At 70.4% G+C, this 19917-nt stretch carries 12 protein-coding genes; 6 read left to right on the top strand and 6 right to left on the bottom strand.

From position 1 onward, the window contains the following. Positions 1 to 182: 182 nt before the first annotated feature. From cysN to JOE48_RS01385, 3 genes are read right to left on the bottom strand one after another with little or no spacing between them, the layout of a single operon-like run. On the bottom strand, positions 183 to 1589 hold the full coding sequence (gene cysN / locus JOE48_RS01395) for a sulfate adenylyltransferase subunit CysN (protein ID WP_210026218.1): 1407 nt from the start codon (positions 1587 to 1589) through the stop codon (positions 183 to 185). Next, positions 1589 to 2539 carry a sulfate adenylyltransferase subunit CysD gene (gene cysD, locus JOE48_RS01390; RefSeq protein ID WP_210026216.1) on the bottom strand — a complete coding sequence of 317 codons (951 nt, stop codon included), beginning with the start codon at positions 2537 to 2539 and terminating at the stop codon, positions 1589 to 1591. Before cysD ends, cysN begins: the two co-directional genes overlap by 1 nt. Then, positions 2536 to 3363, bottom strand: coding sequence for a phosphoadenylyl-sulfate reductase (locus JOE48_RS01385; RefSeq protein ID WP_210026207.1), 828 nt, complete (start codon positions 3361 to 3363; stop codon positions 2536 to 2538). The genes cysD and JOE48_RS01385 overlap by 4 nt, the downstream gene beginning before the upstream one ends. A 267-nt stretch (positions 3364 to 3630) precedes the next feature. Between JOE48_RS01385 and JOE48_RS01380 the strand changes: the two genes are divergently transcribed. From JOE48_RS01380 to JOE48_RS01355, 6 genes are all read left to right on the top strand, one after another. Next, complete coding sequence (locus tag JOE48_RS01380; RefSeq protein WP_161393443.1) at positions 3631 to 4146, top strand: Lrp/AsnC family transcriptional regulator; 516 nt, start codon at positions 3631 to 3633, stop codon at positions 4144 to 4146. 111 nt (positions 4147 to 4257) lie between these two features. After that, a complete protein-coding gene (locus JOE48_RS01375; protein ID WP_210026197.1) occupies positions 4258 to 6027 on the top strand; it encodes a sulfite reductase flavoprotein subunit alpha in 1770 nt (589 codons plus the stop codon). Positions 6028 to 6289: 262 nt separating this feature from the next. Then, entirely contained in the window at positions 6290 to 8128 is a 1839-nt protein-coding gene (locus JOE48_RS01370; protein WP_210026195.1) for an NADPH-dependent assimilatory sulfite reductase hemoprotein subunit, read from the top strand. A gap of 445 nt (positions 8129 to 8573) precedes the next feature. Then, a complete protein-coding gene (locus tag JOE48_RS01365; RefSeq protein WP_210026185.1) occupies positions 8574 to 8873 on the top strand; it encodes a hypothetical protein in 300 nt (99 codons plus the stop codon). Further along, positions 8870 to 9496 carry a TetR/AcrR family transcriptional regulator gene (locus JOE48_RS01360; protein ID WP_210026183.1) on the top strand — a complete coding sequence of 209 codons (627 nt, stop codon included), beginning with the start codon at positions 8870 to 8872 and terminating at the stop codon, positions 9494 to 9496. The genes JOE48_RS01365 and JOE48_RS01360 overlap by 4 nt, the downstream gene beginning before the upstream one ends. Positions 9497 to 9921: 425 nt before the next feature. Continuing rightward, positions 9922 to 12105, top strand: coding sequence for a TonB-dependent siderophore receptor (locus tag JOE48_RS01355; RefSeq protein WP_210026180.1), 2184 nt, complete (start codon positions 9922 to 9924; stop codon positions 12103 to 12105). A gap of 158 nt (positions 12106 to 12263) precedes the next feature. Here the strand turns inward: JOE48_RS01355 and JOE48_RS01350 are convergent, their stop codons facing one another. From JOE48_RS01350 to JOE48_RS01340, 3 genes are all read right to left on the bottom strand, one after another. Next, positions 12264 to 13478, bottom strand: a complete 1215-nt coding sequence (locus JOE48_RS01350; protein WP_210026178.1) for a PepSY domain-containing protein — start codon at positions 13476 to 13478, stop codon at positions 12264 to 12266. Positions 13479 to 13689: 211 nt separating this feature from the next. Continuing rightward, complete coding sequence (locus JOE48_RS01345) at positions 13690 to 17022, bottom strand: PAS domain S-box protein (protein ID WP_245252682.1); 3333 nt, start codon at positions 17020 to 17022, stop codon at positions 13690 to 13692. An 816-nt stretch (positions 17023 to 17838) separates the two neighbouring features. After that, entirely contained in the window at positions 17839 to 19548 is a 1710-nt protein-coding gene (locus tag JOE48_RS01340) for an outer membrane beta-barrel protein (protein WP_245252681.1), read from the bottom strand. Between the last annotated feature and the right edge of the window lie 369 nt (positions 19549 to 19917).

Genomic DNA, 19917 nt, shown 5'->3' with positions numbered 1-19917 from the left:
CTCTCCCCCGTGCGGGAGAGGGTTGGGGTAAGGGACGAGAAGCTACAGGATCGAGCCCATCCTTGCCGCGCAGCCAGGTCGAGCCCTCTCCGGACAGACCTGATCCCTCACCCTGTCCCTCTCCCGCACGGGAGAGGGGACCCGCGCGCGATCCTTGAGCCGCGTCGCGCGCCCCGCCGGCCTCAGCGCCCGAACAGGCGACCGAGACGGGCGAGGAAGCCGCCCCCGTCCGCCGGCTTCACGCCGGGCGTCGCCGCCTGCGCGGGCGCCGCCTGCGGCGCCAGGACCAGCCCGAGGGCTGCCGTATCGGTGGTCTCGCGGTCGATCAGGATCAGGCTGCCGGTCTCGCGGTTCTCCGCATAGGCGTCGACCGCCACCGCCCGGTCGAGGCGCAGGGACACGTCGGCGATGTCATTGGCCGACAGGCGCTCGGCCGGGCCGGGCCTGCCGGTCTCGGGATCGATGCGCGAGGCGATCCGCTCCACGGTCGCGGTGACGGTGGCGGTGCCGATCTTGGCGAACAGGCTCGCGCCCGGCGCCAGATCGGCCTCGGCTGCCCAGAACAGGCGGGCGTCCAGGGTCTCGGTGACCCGCATCGGCGCGGCGCTCGCCACGATCACCTGACCGCGGGAGACGTCGATCTGGTCGGCCAGTACCAGGGTGACCGATTCGTCCTCGCCGGCCTCGGGCAGGTCGCCGTCGGCGGTGTAGATCCGTGCCACCGTCGAGGTCCGACCGGAGGGCTGGACCGTCACGGCATCGCCCGGGCGCACCCGGCCGCTGGCGATCCGGCCGCTATAGCCGCGGAACTCGGAATTCGGCCGGTTGACCCACTGCACCGCCATCCGGAACGGCGCGTTGAGCGCCTCGGCGTGGACCGGCACGGTCTCCAGGTAGTTGAGCAGCGTGCCGCCCGTGTACCAGGGCGCCGCGACGCCCGCGTCCACGACGTTGTCGCCGTTCTTGGCCGAGAGCGGGATCGCCTTGACCTCGGAGAAGTTCAGCCCCCGGGCGAACTCCGAGAACCCGGACACGATCCCGTCGAACGTGCTCTGCGCCCAGCCGGCGAGATCCATCTTGTTCACAGCCAGCACGACGCGGCGGATCCCGAGATTGGAGACCAGCAGCGCGTGGCGGCGGGTCTGACGGGTCAGGCCCTGGCGGGCATCGACCAGGATCACCGCCACGTCGGCCGTCGAGGCGCCGGTGGCCATGTTGCGGGTGTACTGCTCGTGGCCGGGGGTGTCGGCCACGATGAACGAGCGCTTGTCGGTCGAGAAGAACCGGTAGGCGACGTCGATGGTGATGCCCTGCTCGCGCTCGGCTTGGAGGCCGTCGACGAGCAGCGCGAGATCCACCTCCTGCCCCTGCGTGCCGTGCTTGCGCGAATCGCGCTGGAGCGCCGAGATCTGATCGTCGAAGATCTGCTTGGTGTCGTGCAGGAGGCGGCCGATCAGGGTCGACTTGCCGTCATCCACCGAGCCGCAGGCGATGAAGCGCAGCACCGCCTTGTTGCGGTGGGCGGTGAGGAAGGCCGCGTAGCCGGCGACGCGATCGGCAAACGCCGTGGGAGCCTGGTGCAGGGTCATCAGAAGTAGCCCTCCTGCTTCTTGCGCTCCATGGCGCCGGCCCCGTCCTTGTCGATCACCCGGCCCTGGCGCTCCGAGGTGCGGGCGGCGAGCGTTTCGCCGATGATCTCGGGGAGCGTCGCGGCATCGCTCTCGACCGCGCCGGTCAGCGGGTAGCAGCCGAGCGTGCGGAAGCGGACGAGGCGCTGCTGCGGGGTCTCACCCGGCTCCAAAGGCAGGCGCTCGTCATCCACCATGATGAGCTGGCCGTCGCGCTCCACCACCGGCCGCTCCTTGGCGAAGTAGAGCGGCACGATCGGAATGTTTTCCTGCTCGATGTAGAGCCAGATGTCGAGCTCGGTCCAGTTGGACAGCGGGAAGACCCGCAGGGACTCGCCGCGCTTCTTCTTAACGTTGTAGAGATGCCAGGGCTCGGCGCGCTGGCGCTTCGGGTCCCAGCGGTGCTGCGCGGTCCGGAGCGAGATGATCCGCTCCTTGGCGCGGCTTGCCTCCTCGTCGCGGCGGGCGCCGCCGAAGGCCGCGTCGAACTTGTGCTTGTCGAGAGCCTGCCGCAGGGCCTGCGTCTTCATCACGTCGGTGTGGACCTCGGAGCCGTGGCTCACCGGCCCGACGCCGCGGGCGAGCCCGTCCGGGTTGGTGTGGATCAGCAGGTCGAGGCCGAGCTCCTTGGCGCGGGCGTCGCGGAAGGCGATCATCTCGCGGAACTTCCACGTCGTGTCGACGTGCAGCAGCGGGAACGGCAGCCGCCCGGGCGCGAAGGCCTTGAGGGCGAGGTGCAGCAGCACCGAGGAATCCTTGCCGATCGAGTAGAGCATCACCGGGTTCTCGGTCTCGGCGACCGTCTCCCGGAAGATGTGGATGCTCTCGGCCTCCAGCCGCTTGAGGTGGCTGAGGCGATCGGCGGGGGTAGGGGCGCTCGGCTGCACGGCAGCGGCGAGGGCTACGCTCATCGGGCGAACTCCGGCTGGCGATTCGTCTCGGTCTGGATGGTTTCGAACGCAGCGGCCTCAAGGACTGCAGGCTCCTGGCCCGGCTGCACCGACGCCCCGGGGCGCCCGACATGCAGGCCGCATTCCTTCTTCTCTTCCTGCTCCCACCACCAGCGGCCGGCGCGCTCCGGCTCGCCGAGCTTCACGGCCCGGGTGCAGGGGGCGCAGCCGATCGAGGGAAAGCCCTGGTCGTGCAGGACGTTGTAGGGGACGAAGTTGTCGCGCACGAAGCTGTCGACCTGCGCCCGGGACCAGTCGGCGAGCGGGTTCAGCTTGATCAGGCCGCGCTCCGCGTCGAAGGCCGCGAGCGGCGTCTCAGCGCGGTTGGCCGACTGGCCGGCCCGCAGGCCGGTGAGCCAGCCGCTCGCCCCCTCCAGGGCCCGGCCCAGCGGCTCGACCTTGCGGAAGCCGCAGCAGGCCTGCCGGGCGGCGACCGAGCGGCGGAAGCCGTTGATGCCCTCGCTCCGCACGAAATCCTCCGCGGCCGCGCGCTCCGGCGCGTAGGCGGCGATCCGGATGCCGTAGGCCGATTCGGTCTCCGCCCAGGTGTCGTAGGTCTCGGCGAACAGGCGTCCGGTATCGAGTGTGGCGATCTCGACTCTGCCCTTCGCGAGGCCCGCCATGGCCAGCGCGTGGGTGAGCGCTTGGTCCTCGACGCCCAGGCTCGTGGTGAAGACGAGGCGGCCGGGGATCTCGGCGGCGATCCGCTGGAGGCGGCCTGGAAGGTCGAGCCCGGACAGCTGCTCCCCAAGAGACTCAGCCGTCTGTCGGTCCGGACGGGTCATCGCGACATGTCCCGGGGTTCGCGTGATGGAAAGGGCACGGCGCACGCCGCCCCTGTTGTCGAACGGTCGAAATGTTCGCTATAACGAACGAAGTCAAGGTGCTTCGACCCCATTGCCGGGCTCGGACATGGGGTCGATTGTGCGTTTGCGCACAGGGACCCGCACCGGCGGCCGGCGGTCAGGATAAAACATTCTTCTTATCGACACCGGTACGCCCCTATATCGACCCCGCGCCGGCCCGCGCGGAAGAAGCCGATGGAGACAGCTTTGGACGCGATCGATCTGAAGATTCTCGCCCTGCTACAGACGGACGCGACCCTGTCGATCGCGGCCATCGGCGAACGCGTCGGGCTGTCGCAGACCCCCTGCTGGAAGCGGATCCAGAAGCTGGAGGCTGATGGCGTCATCGACCGGCGTGTGGCGGTGCTGGACCCCGTGAAGCTCGGCCTCGGCCTGACCGTGTTCGTCTCCATCGAGACGGCCGACCACTCGCAGGACTGGCTGCAGCGCTTCGCCGCAACCGTCTCGGCCATGCCGGAGGTGCTGGAGTTCTACCGGATGGCCGGCGACGTGGATTACATGCTGCGGGTCGTCGTCGCCGACATGCAGGCCTACGACAGCTTCTACAAGCACCTGATCGCCGTGCTGCCGCTCAAGAACGTCACGTCCCGCTTCGCCATGGAGAAGGTGAAATCCACCACCGCCCTGCCGCTGCCGGCGCCGCCGAAGAACGGGCGGCATCTGCCCGGGACCGGTCCGGTCCTGGCCGTGGTTGGAGAATGATCTTCTCTTATTCCGCAACGCAGCGAACTTGATGTCCTAATCTTCACCCGTTCTGCAAAAAGAACGTTTCTCGATTGACAGCGGCCGCACAGGCCACGACATGGTCTCTTGATGTCACGCCAGAATCTTCTCCCGCGCACCGCCCCGTTCGGGGACGGCGAGCGCGCCAGCCTCGATGCGGTGCTCGGCGCCGCGAGCCCCACGCAGCGCGCCTGGCTCGCCGGCTTCCTGGCGGGCCTCGACGCCGCGGGCGGCCAGCCGGCCGCCATGCCGGCTGCCCCGCCCAAGGCCGCCGAACCGCTGACGGTGATCTACGCCAGCGAATCGGGGAATTCCGAGGCGCTCGCCGGCAATGTCGCGAAGCTCGCGCGCAAGCAGGGCTTCAAGCCGAAGGTCGTGGATTTCTCCGACCTCGACATCGCGACCCTGCCCAAGGCCGGCAAGCTCATCGCGATCGCGGCCACCTGGGGCGAGGGCGAGCCGCCGGCCCGGGCCGTGCGGGCCTACGGCGAATTGATGGGGGAGGGCGCCCCGCGCCTCGACGGCGTCGAGTTCGCGGTCCTGGCGCTCGGCGACACCTCCTACGCGGAGTTCTGCGCCATCGGGAAGGCGCTCGACGAACGCTTCGAGGCGCTGGGGGCCAAGCGCGCCGCCGAGCGGGCCGACCTCGACCTCGACTTCGAGACGCCCGCTGCCGGCTGGATCAAGGGCGCGCTGAAGGCGCTCGCCCCGGCCGAGCAGCCCGACAACGTCGTGGCGGTGGACTTCGCCCGCGCCGGGTCCGGCGAGGACGACGATGCCGAGCCCAGCCGCGAGCCCGTGGTGGTCGAGGTCGTCGAGCACGTGAACCTCAACTCCTCGCGCTCCGACAAGGAGACGATCCACCTCGCGCTCGCCTTCGAGGATGGCGCCCCGGCCTACGAGCCGGGCGATTCGCTGGAGATCTTCCCCGAGAACGACCCGCAGCTGGTGGACGAGATCCTCAACGCCGCCGGGCTCTCGGGGGACGAGGCCCTGCGCCGGGCGCTGCTCGCCGAGCGCGACATCACCACGCTGTCGGCTGCCACGATCGAGCGGTTCGTGAAGGCCACTGGCCACGCGGACGCGCAGACGCTGATCGACAGCGGCGCCGCCAAGGCCTGGATCGAGGGCCGGCACCTGATCGACCTGCTGGAGACCTACCCGGCCAAGCTCACGGCCGAGCACGTCACCACGATCACCCGGCCGCTGCCGCCGCGGGCCTACTCGATCGCCTCCTCGCGCAAGGAGGTGGGCGACGAGGTCCACCTCGCCATCGCGGCGGTGCGCTACGAGACCCACGGCCGCGCCCGCTCGGGCGTCGCCTCGGTCCACGTCGCCGACCGCATCCGCGACGGCGCCAAGCTGCGGGTGCGGCTGAAGCCGAACCGCCACTTCCGCCTGCCGCAGGATCCGGCCACCGACATCATCATGGTCGGCCCCGGCACCGGCGTCGCGCCGTTCCGCGCCTTCGTGCAGGAGCGCCGGGCCGTCGAGGCTCCGGGGCGGTCGTGGCTGTTCTTCGGCGACCGGCACTTCACCCACGACTTCCTGTACCAGCTCGAGTGGCAGGACGCCCTGGAGGACCGGTCGCTTACGAAGATCGACGTGGCGTTCTCGCGGGATCAGCCGGAGAAGGTCTACGTGCAGGACCGGATCACCCATAACGCCGCGGAGCTGGTCTCCTGGCTGGACGGGGGCGCCTATTTCTACGTCTGCGGCGATGCCAAGAACATGGCCAAGGACGTGCGCGCGGCGGTGGTGGGCGCGTACCAGACCGCGAAGGGCCTCAGCGCCGCCGACGCCGAGACGCAGGTCGCGGCGCTGGAGCGCAGCCACCGCTACCAGCAGGACGTTTACTAACGGACCGGCCTTCCGAGGCCGCAGGATCGAGATTGAAGCGGAGCAGGATGGGGCGCGGGTCCCCTCTCCCGTACGGGAGAGGGGCAGGGTGAGGGATCCAGGTCTTTCCGGAGAGGGCGCATCCCTCACCCCAACCCTCTCCCGCACGGGAGAGGGGGACCGTCGCGGATCCCGCCCAGTCCGTGAACCGGCACGCGTTCCGCTCGGCACTCACCCCTGACGCGCGGGGTGGGAGACGCGTTCAGACAGACGGATTCACCCCATGGACGACCACAGCCCCCGCGACCCCGCCGAGACCCCGAACGCCGCCCCGGCCAAGCGCGTCTACGAGACCCCGCCGACGGCGCGCCCGATCACGGACGCCGAGGCTGCCCGCGCGGAGAAGCTCGCGGCGAACGAGCACATCAAGATCGCCAGCGGCTACCTCCGCGGCACGCTGGCGGACGGCCTCCTCAAGCACGCCTCCGGGGCGATCTCGGAGGATGACGGGCAACTCGTGAAGTTCCACGGGATGTACCTGCAGGACGACCGCGACCTGCGCCCCGAGCGGACCAAGAAGAAGCTCGACAAGGCCTACAGCTTCATGATCCGCCTGCGCATCGCCGGCGGCGTCATCACCCCGAAGCAGTGGCTGATCCTCGACGACATCGCCCGGACCTACGCGGGCGGGGCGCTGCGCGCGACCACGCGCCAGACCTTCCAGTACCACGGCGTGATCAAGTCGAACCTGAAGCGCACGATGGCGGCGATCGACGGCGCGCTCCTCGACACGATCGCGGCCTGCGGCGACGTCAACCGCAACGTCATGGCGGCGACGAACCCGGCCCAGGTCGGCGCCCACAAGGCCGCCTACCAGCTCGCCAAGGACATCTCCGACTCGCTGCTGCCGAAGACCAGCGCGTGGCGCGAGATCTGGCTCGACGGCGAGCGCGTGGTCGGCGGCGAGGACGCGGCCGAGGTCGAGCCGGTCTACGGCCGGACCTACCTGCCGCGGAAGTTCAAGACCGTCGTGGCGGTGCCGCCCTCCAACGAGGTCGACATCTTCGCCCACGATCTCGGCTTCATCGCGATCCTCGACAAGAAGAATCAGGTCACCGGCTGGAACGTCACGGTGGGCGGCGGCATGGGCATGACCCACGGCGAGCCCGACACCTTCCCGCGCACCGCCGACGTGATGGGCTTCGTGGCTCCTGAGGACGCCATCAAGGTCGCCGAGGCGGTGATGACCGTCCAGCGCGACTGGGGCAACCGCAAGAACCGCAAGAACGCCCGGCTCAAGTACACGATCGAGCGCTACGGCCTCGACGCCTTCCGGGCCGAGGTGGAGAAGCGGATCGGCAAGAAGCTCGGCGCGCCCAAGCCGTTCACCTTCACGGGCAACGGCGACCGCTACGGCTGGGTCGCGGGCGACGACGGCCGCCATCACCTGACCCTCTACGTGCCGGCGGGCCGGATCAAGGATATCGAGGGCGGCGCGCAATTCCTCTCGGGCCTGCGCCGCATCGCCGAGGTGCATCAGGGCGATTTCCGCCTCACCGGCAACCAGAACGTCATCATCGCCAACGTGCCGGCGGAGAAGCGCGCCGAGATCGACGCGCTGGTCGACGAGTACGGCCTGACCCGGGGCGCGAGCGCGCTGCGGCGCAGCTCGCTCGCCTGCGTCGCCCTGCCGACCTGCGGCCTCGCGCTGGCCGAGAGCGAGCGCTACCTGCCGGACCTGATGACCGAGCTGGAGGAGAGCCTCGCGTCCCACGGGCTGGCCGAGGAGGAGATCACGATCCGCTCCACCGGCTGCCCGAACGGCTGCGCCCGGCCGTTCATCTCCGAGATCGGCCTCGTGGGCCGCGGCCCCGAGCGCTACCACCTCTACCTGGGCGCTGCCCACGACGGCTCGCGCCTGAGCAAGCTCTACCGGGAGGACGTGGCGGCCTCCGAGATCCGCGACACCCTCGATCCGCTCTTCGCCGACTACGCGAAGGGCCGGCAGCCGGGCGAGCATTTCGGCGACTACCTGATCCGCGCCGGCCACGTGGCCCGGACCACCAACGGCCCGGACTTCCACGAGCGGACCGGCGCCCTCAAGCCGGCGGTGCACGGCTGAGCGCGGATTTCGCGCATCGAGGGCATGGCGCCCGGATGTGCGGAGAGCAGCGCTGCGGCGGCGGTGTGCCGGGGACGGATTGGTACCCGGATGCCCGCCCCGCGAACATCCCAACCGCCTCGTCATCCTGAGGTGCCGGAGCGCAGCGGAGGCCTCGAAGGAGCCCTCCAGCCGGCCGCGCGATCCCTGGAGCCCTCCTTCGAGGCCCGCTGACGCAAGCGCCTCGGGATGACGGGAGGGGCTGCCGAAAACGCCCTGAGCCGGCTTGGACAGCCCTCGAAGGTCGCGTCGGCACCCGGGCCGGATCCTCCCGGCCTCCTTCAAATCTGCGCGCAGATCCGACCGCCTCCCGCACCCGGATGCGTCCGTGCCCGGAACGAGAATGAACGTTCATTGACATGAGAATGAACGTTCATTACGATAATGGGGTAGACAGGAGCGCGCGATGGCCCTGACGTTCGAAGGCCGCTGGTCCGATCTCGATGCGGAGCGCTTCGGTGCCCGCGATCCGGGCATCCTCGCCCTCGCCCGCGCGGTCTGCACCCCCGCCAACCTGACCTTCGGCGCCGTGCTGGCCCTCGCCTGGCTGGCGCTGATCGGCTGGACCGGGGCCGGACCGGAAGGCTGGCAGGCCCGGATCTGTGCGGACCTGGGCCAGAGGCCGCAATCCTGCGCGGTCGCCAGCCCCGGCAAGGATCAGAGCCGTGTCATCCCCGTCGCCTTCGCGACCCGGCCGCCGCGGTGACCGGCACCGCCGACGCGCGCGGCGGCCCCTCCGTCCGGCGGGATCACATTCTCGATGCGGCCGAAGCCTGCTTCGCGCGCAACGGCTTCCATCGCACCACCATGCAGGACCTCGCCCGCGAGGCCGCGATGAGTCCAGGGAACTTCTACCGCTACTTCGAGTCCAAGGAAGCCCTGGTCGTCGGGCTGGTGGAGCGCGAGCGCGAGCGCGGCACCCTCCTGGTGGCGGAGATGGAGGGCAGCGGCAATCGGCGTGGGGCGCTGCTCAGCATCATCGCCCGCTACTTCGTGTCGATCACCCGCGAGGCCGCGATCCTGCGGGTGGAGGTCTGGTCGGAATCCACGCGCAATCCGGCCATCGCCGCCCTGACGGCGCGGACCGAGGCCGAGACCCGCGACTGGTTCGTGACGATACTCGCGGCGCTCGCCACGAGTCCGGCCTGCGATCCGAAGGCGCTCTACGCGCTCCTTGCGCCGCTGATGCGGGGAATCGTGGTCGGCCGCGCCGCACTGCCCGATTACGACGTCACCGCGACCGTGGCCCAGCTCCACGCCCTGCTGGATGCGGGCCTCGACGGCCGCCTGCCGCACGCCGCGGATCCGGATCCGCAGGCGGGCCGCTGATCCGCGCCCGGCGCGATCGATGCTTCGGCGCGGCAAGCCCGGCGGCAGCGAGGCCCCGCCTGGAGATACCCCATCCTCCGATCGCGCGCCGACACCGGCGCGCGGTACGCCGGCCGGTCCGCAATCCCCCCCTCATGCGGGCCGGCCGGTCGTGACCGGGCCCCGCGCGCTTCGGGTTCGCGCGTGATTCGGTGTTCTCTTCCCCGGCGCGTACACGTCTAAGTAGGCAGTCTGGAAGTGTTTTAAAAACATCCTCCCGGAATTCGTGCCATATCGGCCACATTCCGGTCGATGGGACATGCCGCACCTGAAAATATGCGGTCCTATCGCGCCGATGCCGCGCGCCGCCATTGAGACGACGCGCACCATACACTTAGGAGGAGCGCATCCTGCTGATGCACCGCTCCTGAGAACGATTTTAAACCATGCCTTCGGATCGGATCGACGATGTCGATCGCACGTATCGTCTCCGCAAGTACTTGAATGCCTCTCCTGCGGCACTCGCCACGACGGCTCTGCTCCTGTCCTCGACGTGTCTTCAGGCGCAGTCGCAACCGGAGGCCGAAGAGGTCGCCCTTTCCGAACTGACCGTCACCGGCACCGGTCCCGCCGTCGAACGCGCGGGCGGTCCGGTCGTCGGCTACCGCGCCACCCGCTCCGCCACCGCGACCCGCACCGACACGCCCCTGCGCGACACGCCGCAATCGGTGCAGGTGGTGCCGCGGGAGGTGCTGGTCGACCAGCAGGATATCCGCCTCAGCGACGCGCTGCAGAACGTCAGCAGCGTCCAGCCCGGCGGCACGATCCAGGGCCGGAGCGACACCTTCATCATCCGCGGCTTCCGAACCCAGACTTACGCCATCGACGGCGTGCTGCTGAACCAGGCCAACACCTTCTCGCCGGTGACGCGCGATCTCGCCGACGTGGAGCGGATCGAGGTGCTGAAGGGGCCGGCCTCGGTGCTCTACGGGCGCGGCGATCCCGGCGGCCTGATCAACATCGTCACCCGGCAGCCGACGCTGGTCCCGTCCGGCGACATCAGCGTGCAGGGCGGCAGTTTCGGCTTCCGGCGGGTGCAGGGTTCGGTGTCGAGCGCCATCGAGGGCGTCGAGGGCCTGTCCGGGCGCGTCAGCTTCGCCAGCCAGTCCGACCCGACCTTCCGCAACTACGGCGGCCGGGACAATGCCCGAACCTTCGTGGCGCCGGCCTTCGCGTGGAATCCGAGCCCGGACACGCGGGTCACGTTCCTCGGCGAGTTCACCCGGGTGGACACCCAGTACGACGAGGGCCTCATCGCCCGGAACGGCCGCGTGCCGCTGGACGATCGCGCGCGCTATTACGGGGAGCCCTTCGCCCGCTACAACGGCACCGCCAATTTCGGGCTGCTGAAAGTCGAGCACGACCTCAACGCCAACATCACCCTGCGCGAGGTGCTGAACGTGCAATGGGGCGGGTTCGACACCCTGGCGACCCGCGCCACCGGCCTCAACGCGGCCGGGACTCAGGTCAGCCGGCGCGAGATCGGCGTCTACTCGACCTACGCGGCGGTCGACAGCCAGACCGAGATGGTGGCCCGGTTCGACCTGCTGGGCTTCCGCCACACGGTGCTGGCCGGCGTCGAATACACCAACGGCTACCGGCGCGCCTACCAGACGCAGAGCACCAACTTCCCGTCGGTGAGCTTCCAGAACCCGGTTTTCGGGGCGGCTCTGGTCGGCCTCCAGTTCCAGTCGGACCTCAAGCAGAAGACCGAACTGAACGGCCTCTACGTGCAGGACCAGATCGACCTCGGGCTGGGGCTGCAACTGCTCGTCGGTGTCCGCTACGACACTGGCACGCAGTATTACTTCAGCCGGACACCGACCGCGCGGACGATCCCGCCCGACCAGCAATTGTCGGGCACCTCGCCGCGCGTCGGCCTGATCTACCGGCCGGTTGAGCCACTGACCCTTTATGCGAGTTATACGACCTCGTTCAAGCCGCAGACCGACAACGTCCTGAACGTCACCAACCCGCCTCCGGAGACCGGGGAGCAATACGAGATCGGCAGCCGGCTGGATCTGACACCGGACCTGACCCTGTCGGCGGCGGCGTTCTCGATCACCCGCAACAACGTCTCCGCCACGGATCCGAACAACGCCAACTACGCGGTGATCACCGGTCAGCAACGCTCCGAAGGGGTGGAGGCCGACCTTGCCGGCCAGATCCTGCCGGGCTGGAAGGTCATCGGCGGCGTCAGCGTCCTCGACGCGCGGATCACGAAGGATACGACCTTCGCGGTGGGCAACCGCCTCGTCGGCGCCCCGGCCTTCAGCGGCAGCATCTGGTCGACCTACCAGTTCCAGCAGGGCTTCCTGCTCGGCTGGAACATCGGCGCCGGGGTCACCTATGTCGGCCGGCGCACGGGCGACCTCAACAACAGCTACTCGGTGGGCGGCTACGCCCGGCTCGACGCCGCCGTGTTCTACGATTTCAACGAGCACGCGCGGTTCTCGATCAATGCGCGGAACCTGACCGACCGGCGCTACATCGAGCAGCCCTTCAACCAGACCAACAACCAGCCCGGCGCGCCGTTCTCGGTGCTGGCCACGATCACCGCCCGGCTCTGAGCCGGACCGGCCGCATCAAGGGCGACGGTCTCGTCAGCGGAGGCCGCGCGGGAGAAATCCCGGGATCGCGCGGCCGTCTGGAACCGGCCGTCGAGTCCCGCTGGCGCGGGCGTCACAGGACGAGGCCGCGGGTCGGAATCCCCAGCTCGGACAGGCGTTCAGGGATTGACCGGGCTGACCGTCGCGCCTGCGGTCTCGGGCTCGACGATTCTCCGGCGGGCACCCGCGCGGCGGCGCAGGACGTACAGGGTCAGGCCGGTGGCCGCGAAGCCCGGCATGGCCAGAGCCGCGAGGCAGAACAGCAGGGCGACGACACCGCCGAAGAAGCGGCCGCGATGCACCTCCAGCATGTTCTCGACGAGACGCCGCCCCAGCGGCAGGTCGGCGGCGTGCTCGGCCGACACCAGCGCGCCCGTGGCGGCGTCGTAGCGTGCCTCGTTGCGGGCGCTCGGCGCGTCGACGCCGCGGGGCAGCCAGCGGATGCGGATCGCCTTCGCGTCGGCCCCGGGGAGGATCGCGGTCGCGGACCCGGCCGCGCGGCCCTCGGCGGCGCGGAAGGCCGCCCAGGCGCGGTCGAGGGACGTCCCGGATGCCGCGGCGTCCGCGTCGGCCGGCCTGCCACGGCCCTCCGGACGACCCGCCGCGCGGGCGGGTTTTGCCGCCTCGAGATCGCCCGCCAGCAGCGCCGTGGCGCCGTCCTTGAACCAGGGGTAGGACCAGGTCAGGCCCGTGAGCGCGATCACGAGATAGACCGGCACGAGCCACGTCCCCGCCACCGCGTGCAGTGACCACCAGCGCGCCCGGCCGGGCCGCGACAGGTGCGGCTTCAGCCAGATCCGCCAGCGGTGGATCTGGGGCCAGCGCAGGTACAGGCCGGTCGCCAGGAAGGCTAGGAGCGCCCAGAGGCAGGCACCCGTGATCGTGCGGCCCCAGCCCTTGGAGCCGCCGGGGAGCAGCAGCCAGCGGTGCAGCTCCCGCACCGTCGCGAACGCCGTCTCGAACCGCATCGGGCCGAGCACCGTGCCGTCATACGGGTCGGCATAGACCGAGGGCGGCCGCGCGCGGGTCGCGGGATCGCGGGCGAAGCGGACGAGGACGCTGGCGCCGGGATCGTCCGACAGGGTCAGCGCGTCGACCTTGGGCCCATGCACCTGCGCGCCGATCCGGGCGGCCAGGGCCGCGGGCGTCAGGGCCGGGCGCTCGGCCGCCCGGACCGTCAGCCGGTCGCGGTTGGCGAAGGCGGTGACCGCCTCCTCGTAGCTCATCAGCGCCCCGGTCAGGCCCATCACGGCGAGGACGAGACCGGCGGTGAGGCCCAGCGCCCAGTGCAGGCGGAAGAGCACGGTTCGGAGGGCGGGAATCGGCATCGGCATGGCAGTGGCGGCTGCCTAGCAGAGTCCGGCCGGGGTGACGATGCCGCTGGCCAGAATGCAAGCGCCGGATGTGCTTGTCCGCCCGCGCAGGGCGCTGGGCCCGGCCGCCCCGTCATCCCGGGCCCGTGAAGCGGAATCCGGATCCGTCTCCGCCAGCGCGGTCGCGTCCTCGGCCAGCGCGGTCGCGTCCTCGGCCGACGGCGGCTCCGGCTCAGTTCGCGCGCAGGGCCTCGATCTCGGCGATCGTCGCGGCCACCTGGGCCTGGAGCGGGCCGAGCAGGGGGGCGACGTCCTCTGCAGCCCGGCAGGCCGCTTCCACCGCCCGGCAGGTGTCGGCGAGCGTCACGAAGCCCACCATGCTGGCCGCCGACACCATCGCGTGCGCGTCCAGCATGAGCCGCTCGCGGCCATGATCGGCGGCGTCGGCCCCGAACCGTTGCGTGAGCTCCCGGGCGAGCATCGCCAGGAGGCCGCGCATGCGGTCCCGTCCGACCATCTCGGTCATCTCGTCGAGAACGGTGCGATCGAGCGCGGCGGCGGCGCGCGGATGCGCGTCGCGCGGGCAGGCCCAGCGGTCGATCGCCGCCAGCAGCGCCTCCGTCCGGAACGGCTTGCCGACATGGTCGTCGAGACCGGCCGCGCGCAGCTCGGCCACCTGCTGCGGCAGGACATTGGCGGTCATCGCGACGATCGGCAGACGGCTCAGCGGCCCGCCCAGCGCGCGGATCCGCCGGGTCGCCGTGATGCCGTCCATGACCGGCATCTGGACGTCCATCAGGACGAGGTCGTAGGGCCGAGCCTGGACTGCCGCCACCGCGGCGGCGCCGTCGCCGACCACGTCCACCAGGTGCCCGGCCCGTCCCAGGATCGTCCGGGCGAGCTCCTGGTTGAGCGGCACGTCCTCGGCCAGCAGGAGGCGCCTGCCCGTCGCCCGGGTGGTGGCGGTGACCGGTGCCCCGGCGCCGGCCTCCGGGGCCGTCTCCGGCAGCGTGACCTCGAACCAGAAGGTCGAGCCCGCGCCCGCAACGCTCGCGACGCCGATCGTCCCGCCCATGAGCGAGACGAGGGATTTCGAGATGGCCAGGCCCAGCCCGGTGCCGCCGTACTCGCGGCTGACAGAGCCGTCGACCTGCGAGAAGCGCCGGAACAGGCGGTCGCACTTGTCCGCAGGGATGCCGATCCCGGTGTCGCGGATCTCGAAGCGCAGGGTGCGCGCGCCGGCCCGGCTGCCGGGGCCCGCCAGGACCGTCAGGCGGATGCGCCCGATCGGGGTGAACTTCACGGCGTTGTTGAGCAGGTTGAGGAGGATCTGGCGCAGGCGGTCCTCGTCGCCCGCGATCCAGGCCGGCAGGTCCGGCCCGCGCGTGATGGCGAGCGCGAGCCCCTTGCGCTCGGCCGACGGACGCACGATCGAGACGGCGTTGTCGATGAGCGCCTCGACCGCGAAGGGGCGGGGCACGATCTCGATCTGGCCGGCCTCGACCTTCGAGAAATCGAGGACATCGTTGACCACGGTCAGGAGCGCCGCGCCGGCGGTGCGGATGCGGTCGGCGTGCTTGCGCGCCACCGGCCCGAGTTCCGTCTCGTCGAGCAGCAGGTCGGCGTAGCCGATCACCCCATTGAGCGGCGTGCGGATCTCGTGGCTCATGGCGGCCAGGAACTCGCTCTTGGCCGCGCTCGCGCGTTCGGCCTCCAGGCGGGCGGAATCGGCCGCGGCCTTGGCGGCGATGAGCGCCGCCTCGACAGCCTTGCGGGCGGTCACGTCGATGTTGAGGCCGATCATCCGCCGCGCCCGGCCGTCCGGCCCCGGGACGCCGCGCCCGACGCCGTTGATCCAGCGCACCCCGCCGTCGGGAGTGGGGACCCGGAACTCGATCGAGAAGGTTTCCCCCGCCTCAGCGGCGGCCGAGGCGATCTGAAGGACGCGCGCGCCGTCCTGGCGATCGATCAGGGTGAGCCAGGACGGCACGTCGAGGGCATAGTCCCCGTCCGTCTCGATTCCGTGCAGGCGCGCGCTCTCGGCCGACCAGTCGATCTGGCCGCTGTCCAGGTCGAGGTGCCACGTGCCCGCCTTGGCGGCCTGCTGGGCGAGGAGCAGGAGGCTGCTCGCCTCCTCGACCTTGCGCCGCGCCGCCACGATCTCGTCGATATCGAGGGCGGTGCCCAGCATGCCCACCATCGTCTCGCCCTGCCAGATCGGCAGGAGAACGAGCTTGTGCCAGCGATAGGCGCCGTCGTGGCGCTGCAGGCGGCCCTCGACCTCGTAGGCGGTCCGGCGCGCCCGCGCCTCGCGCCACAGGTCCTCCATCCGCTCGGCGTCGTCGGGGTGGTTGCGGGCCGTCCGGGCGGCGCGCGCAGGACCGATCGGCCCGTAATAATCCTCGAACCGGCGGTTCACGTAGCTCGCCTCGCCGGTCTCGGTCGCGGTGATCCAGACGAGCTGGGGAAGCGCATCCGCCAGCGCGCGGTAGCGCGCCTCGCTCAGGCGCAGGGCATCCTCTGCGGCCTTGCGGGCGCTGATGTCGCGCAGGGTGGCGACGTAGCCGTCCGCTTCGCCGGTCGTGGCGTCCTGGGTCAGGCTGAACGAGATTTCCAGCCACACCCAGTGGCCGTTCCGGTGCCGGTAGCGCTGCGAGGTCAGGGCGCGCGCGGTGCGCCCGGCGATCAGGCCGTCGAGGACCTCGCGATAGGCGGCGACGTCGTCCGGATGGGTGAAGTCGAGGGGCTGCGTTCCGATGAGCTCGTCCGGATCGTAGCCGAGGACGGTGCGCACGGCGGGCGAGACGTAGCGGCGGCGGGTGGTCAGGTCGGACCAGATGATGATGTCGGTGGCGTTCTCGGCGAGCAGCCGGTAGCGGCGCTCGCTCTCCTCCGTCGCCCGCTCGGCGAGCCGCGTCTGCGTGACGTCGCTGAAGGTCAGGACCGCGCCGCCACTGGCGAGCGGCGAGCGCCGCACCTCCAGGATGACACCGCTGGGCAGGCGCCAGTCGAAAAGCGGCGGCAGCGCCCGCAGGTCGCGGCCGGCCACGCCGAGCCGCAGCTCGGTTTCCGCTGCGGCGAAATCGCCCCGCGCGCGCTGGTAGGCATGAATGTCCGGGAAGGCGACGCCCGCGCGCAGGACGTCGCCCGGCAGGTCGAGGAGTTCCGCGGCGCTCCGGTTGAACACGCGGACGCGCTGGGCGGCGTCGAGCACGACGAGGCCCTGGTCCATGCTGTCCAGCGTCCCGTGCAGGAGCGTGTCGGTCTCGTGCGCGCGCCGCTCGGACAGGACCAGATCGGTCACGTCGAGGAGCATCCCGTGCAGGGCGACGAGCGCGCCGTCGGGGCCGTGTTCGGGCACGCCCTGGATGATCGCATCGAGGCCGCTGCCGTCCGGACGCACGATGCGGGCCCGGGCCTGATAGGGCGTCGCCGGCCGGCGGCCGGACAGGAGATCGTCGACCCGCGCGATCACAAGCGCGCGATCATCCGGGTGATAGCACGCGAAATGGTCCTCGAAGGCCAGATTCTGCCCCGTCGGCGGTCCGCCCAGGACGCGCGCCAAACTCGCCGACCGGGCGACGCACCGGGTGCGCGCATCGATCCGCCACTGCCCGAACCCCGCGGCGCCCGCCCACGGCTCCGCCTCGCGCGCGGGGGAGGGGGACGCGGGGCTTGGCGGCGCGACCGGGAGAGGCGCGTCTGTGTACATCGGCGTTGCCGGATCCGTTCGACCGGCGCGAACCGCGCCCCGAAGCACGCACGGTGCTGCTCCGGCGCAGCCTGCTTAGCTGATGGTTGCGGATTCCTTGCCAGATTCGTGCGGCATGCGCGACCGCCCCCTGCAGCGCGGGGCCCTTCCCCCATCCAGGGTCATCACGGACGCCCGTTCGCCGGGAAACCGGATGTCGGCGCCAGCCGCAGAACGGCCTGGGCCGGGGAGCCAGCTTGCGCAACACGCGGCGGGCCGTACGCGCGCGAGATCATCGCTACCGGTTTGAGGCCCCGGCCCGTGCGATCTGCACTCTCGTTCCGGCGCGCCAGCGCCTCTGCCGGTACAAGACCTTGACGTGTCGGCGGCTCTGGATCGCCGGGCTCCGCTGCGCGGCCCCGGGATGACGGGACGATACGCCCTGGGCCAGATCTCAGGCCGGAGAACGCGATCGCGCATGGTGCGCGGGCGCTTGGCCTGCGCCCGATGAGCCGGGTGCCGGTTGAGGCGGTCTTCTCGGTGGTCAGCAGCGCGGCCACGGAATTGCGGGCGCCGTGCCACGCGACCGCGCAGGGTGGCTGTGCCCGGCCGGGCGCCCCCCCGAACCGGGCCGGCGCCCCGCGTTGATCGTGCAGGCAGCGCCGGCCAGGGGCCGCGGTCAAGCCCCCGTCAGTCCTTGCCGACCAGGGCCGCCGGGGCACCCGCCTCGCCGAGGCCGAAATCGGCCAACCGGTAGGAGATCTGCGCGAAGGCGCCGTAGCGGTCGGTCTCGAACTTGGTCGGGCTGCGCGGGTAGGTCGGGAATTTCACCGAGCCCGAATCGGTCTGCATCCGCCAGTAGCGACCGCCGACGCCGACGCTCACGCGCGGCGTCACGTCGTATGAGACGATGCCCTCGGCGAAGTAGCCGTCTCCGTGCCCCTGCTGCGGCAGCGGGTTGATGTCCGGCCGGAGCCAGTGACGATCGACCCCCTCCAGAGACACGGCTGGGAGGTAGGCGCCCTCCAGGCTCAGCCGGACCCGGTCGAACCGGGCCTCGCCGATCAGGCCGACGCGCAGCGCATTCCAGCGCAGGGTCTCACCCAGGACCTTGACCTGATCGGGTACGGCGGACCGGCCCGCGCAGATGCCGTTGCGTGCCACCTGCCGGCAGCCGTCGCCGTTGAGAAGTTCGGCGTCGTACTGGTAGCCGACGAAGCCGCCCAGGCTGAAGCCATCCCGGCGCAGCACATCGTAGCCGAAATCGATGACGCCGTAGCTGATGTCGCCGTCCTTGATCGGCGAGAGCGTCTTCGAATACGGGCTCTCGGCGGGTGGGAAATCCTCGTCGGAGAGCCGGCCCGACGTGACCCCGCCGGCGCCGAGGAAACCCTTGGCGAACAGGCCGGTGGGTACATGCTCGACCCGCGCGAAGCTCTCGCCGGAATGGGCGTCGGAACCCGCATAGGTCAGGCGGGAATTGATCTGGCCGGGCTTGAAGGGATCGCCGAGGGTGTAGCGCGGGCCGCCGGAGCTGTAGAAGTAGCGCAGGCCGCCTTCGAAGGCCCAGGGCGAGGGTGCGGCCGGACCGTCCGACGGCAGGCCGGCACCGAACCGGCAATTGAGGCCGACACGGGTCAGGAAGCCGTCCGTCGCGATGCGGGCACCGGCATGGTAGCCGGGCAGCACGCGACCGATCGGTGCCGCCAGGACCGAGCGGCTGCCGAGGTCGTAGTAGAGGCCCTCGACCTTGGCCGAGAGGTGATCGGTGAATGCGTGCTCGAGGCCGGCGCCGACGGCGTAGCCCGTGCGGACCTCGCCCTCGCGCGCGTCGAACACGCTCCGGTTGAAGGTCGTCAGGTTGCTGTCGATCCGCACATTGCCGAAGGCGAGGCCGCCGGTGCCGTAGATCAGCGTCGGCCCCAGGGCGAAGCCAACCTTGCCGCGCACGGTCGCCAGCTGGTCGAGCCGCTGCCCGGCATGCGCGACGTTGAAGATCAGGGCGCGGCCGCCGCTGTCGGTGAAGCGTCCCTCCCGCTCGCCGTAATCCCAGAGGCGCGTGAACTGGTAATCCGCGGCGCCGCCGACCACGAAGCCGGATCCGACCTCCCAGTTGCCGCCGACCTCGCCGCCGGCGATGAAGCCGTCGTCGGTGCCCCGCCGGGACGGGAGGACGGGGCAGCCCGCTGCGCCGGCCCGGCCATCGGGACCCGTGCAGAGGAACTGCGTGGCGCTGTCGAGCGCGCCGAAGCCGGCGAACAGGCCGCCATAGACGCCCGACCACGTGAAGACGGGCGGCGCCACCGGTTCGGATGCGCGCCTATGGGCCAGATCGGCGGACAACGCTGTGCTCGACAGCAAGCCCATCACGAGGCCGGTGCTCACAATACGGTGCATCATCGCTTCCTGATTCGGAGTTATCTCTGTCGCGATCTTTGGGAATATACTTTGTGAAGACCTGGAAGTGCTTTTTTCTGAGATCAAAAACGATAAATCAAATGCGATATCTAGATTTTTGGCGCCCTCGACCGCTCGGATCCCGATTCCATTGCGGGTGCGGCACAACATAACAAATCGCTGCAGATTTTCCAGATAAAATTACTATCAGTACTGGCGATAACTATGGGGTCACAATCGACTAAAAGCGCAAATCGGAAGAAATGATATAAATTTTAAACTAGCGTATATTTATCTACTCACGGCAATTGCGGTCGATATCGATGCTGCGCGCGACCGCCGGCAGGTCGATGGTGCCGGTTGAGCGGGGGA

The sequence above is a fragment of the Methylobacterium sp. PvR107 genome (assembly GCF_017833295.1).
GTDB lineage: Bacteria > Pseudomonadota > Alphaproteobacteria > Rhizobiales > Beijerinckiaceae > Methylobacterium.
The sequence above is the reverse complement of the archived record's forward strand: the minus strand, read 5'-3'. Positions and strand labels throughout refer to the sequence as shown.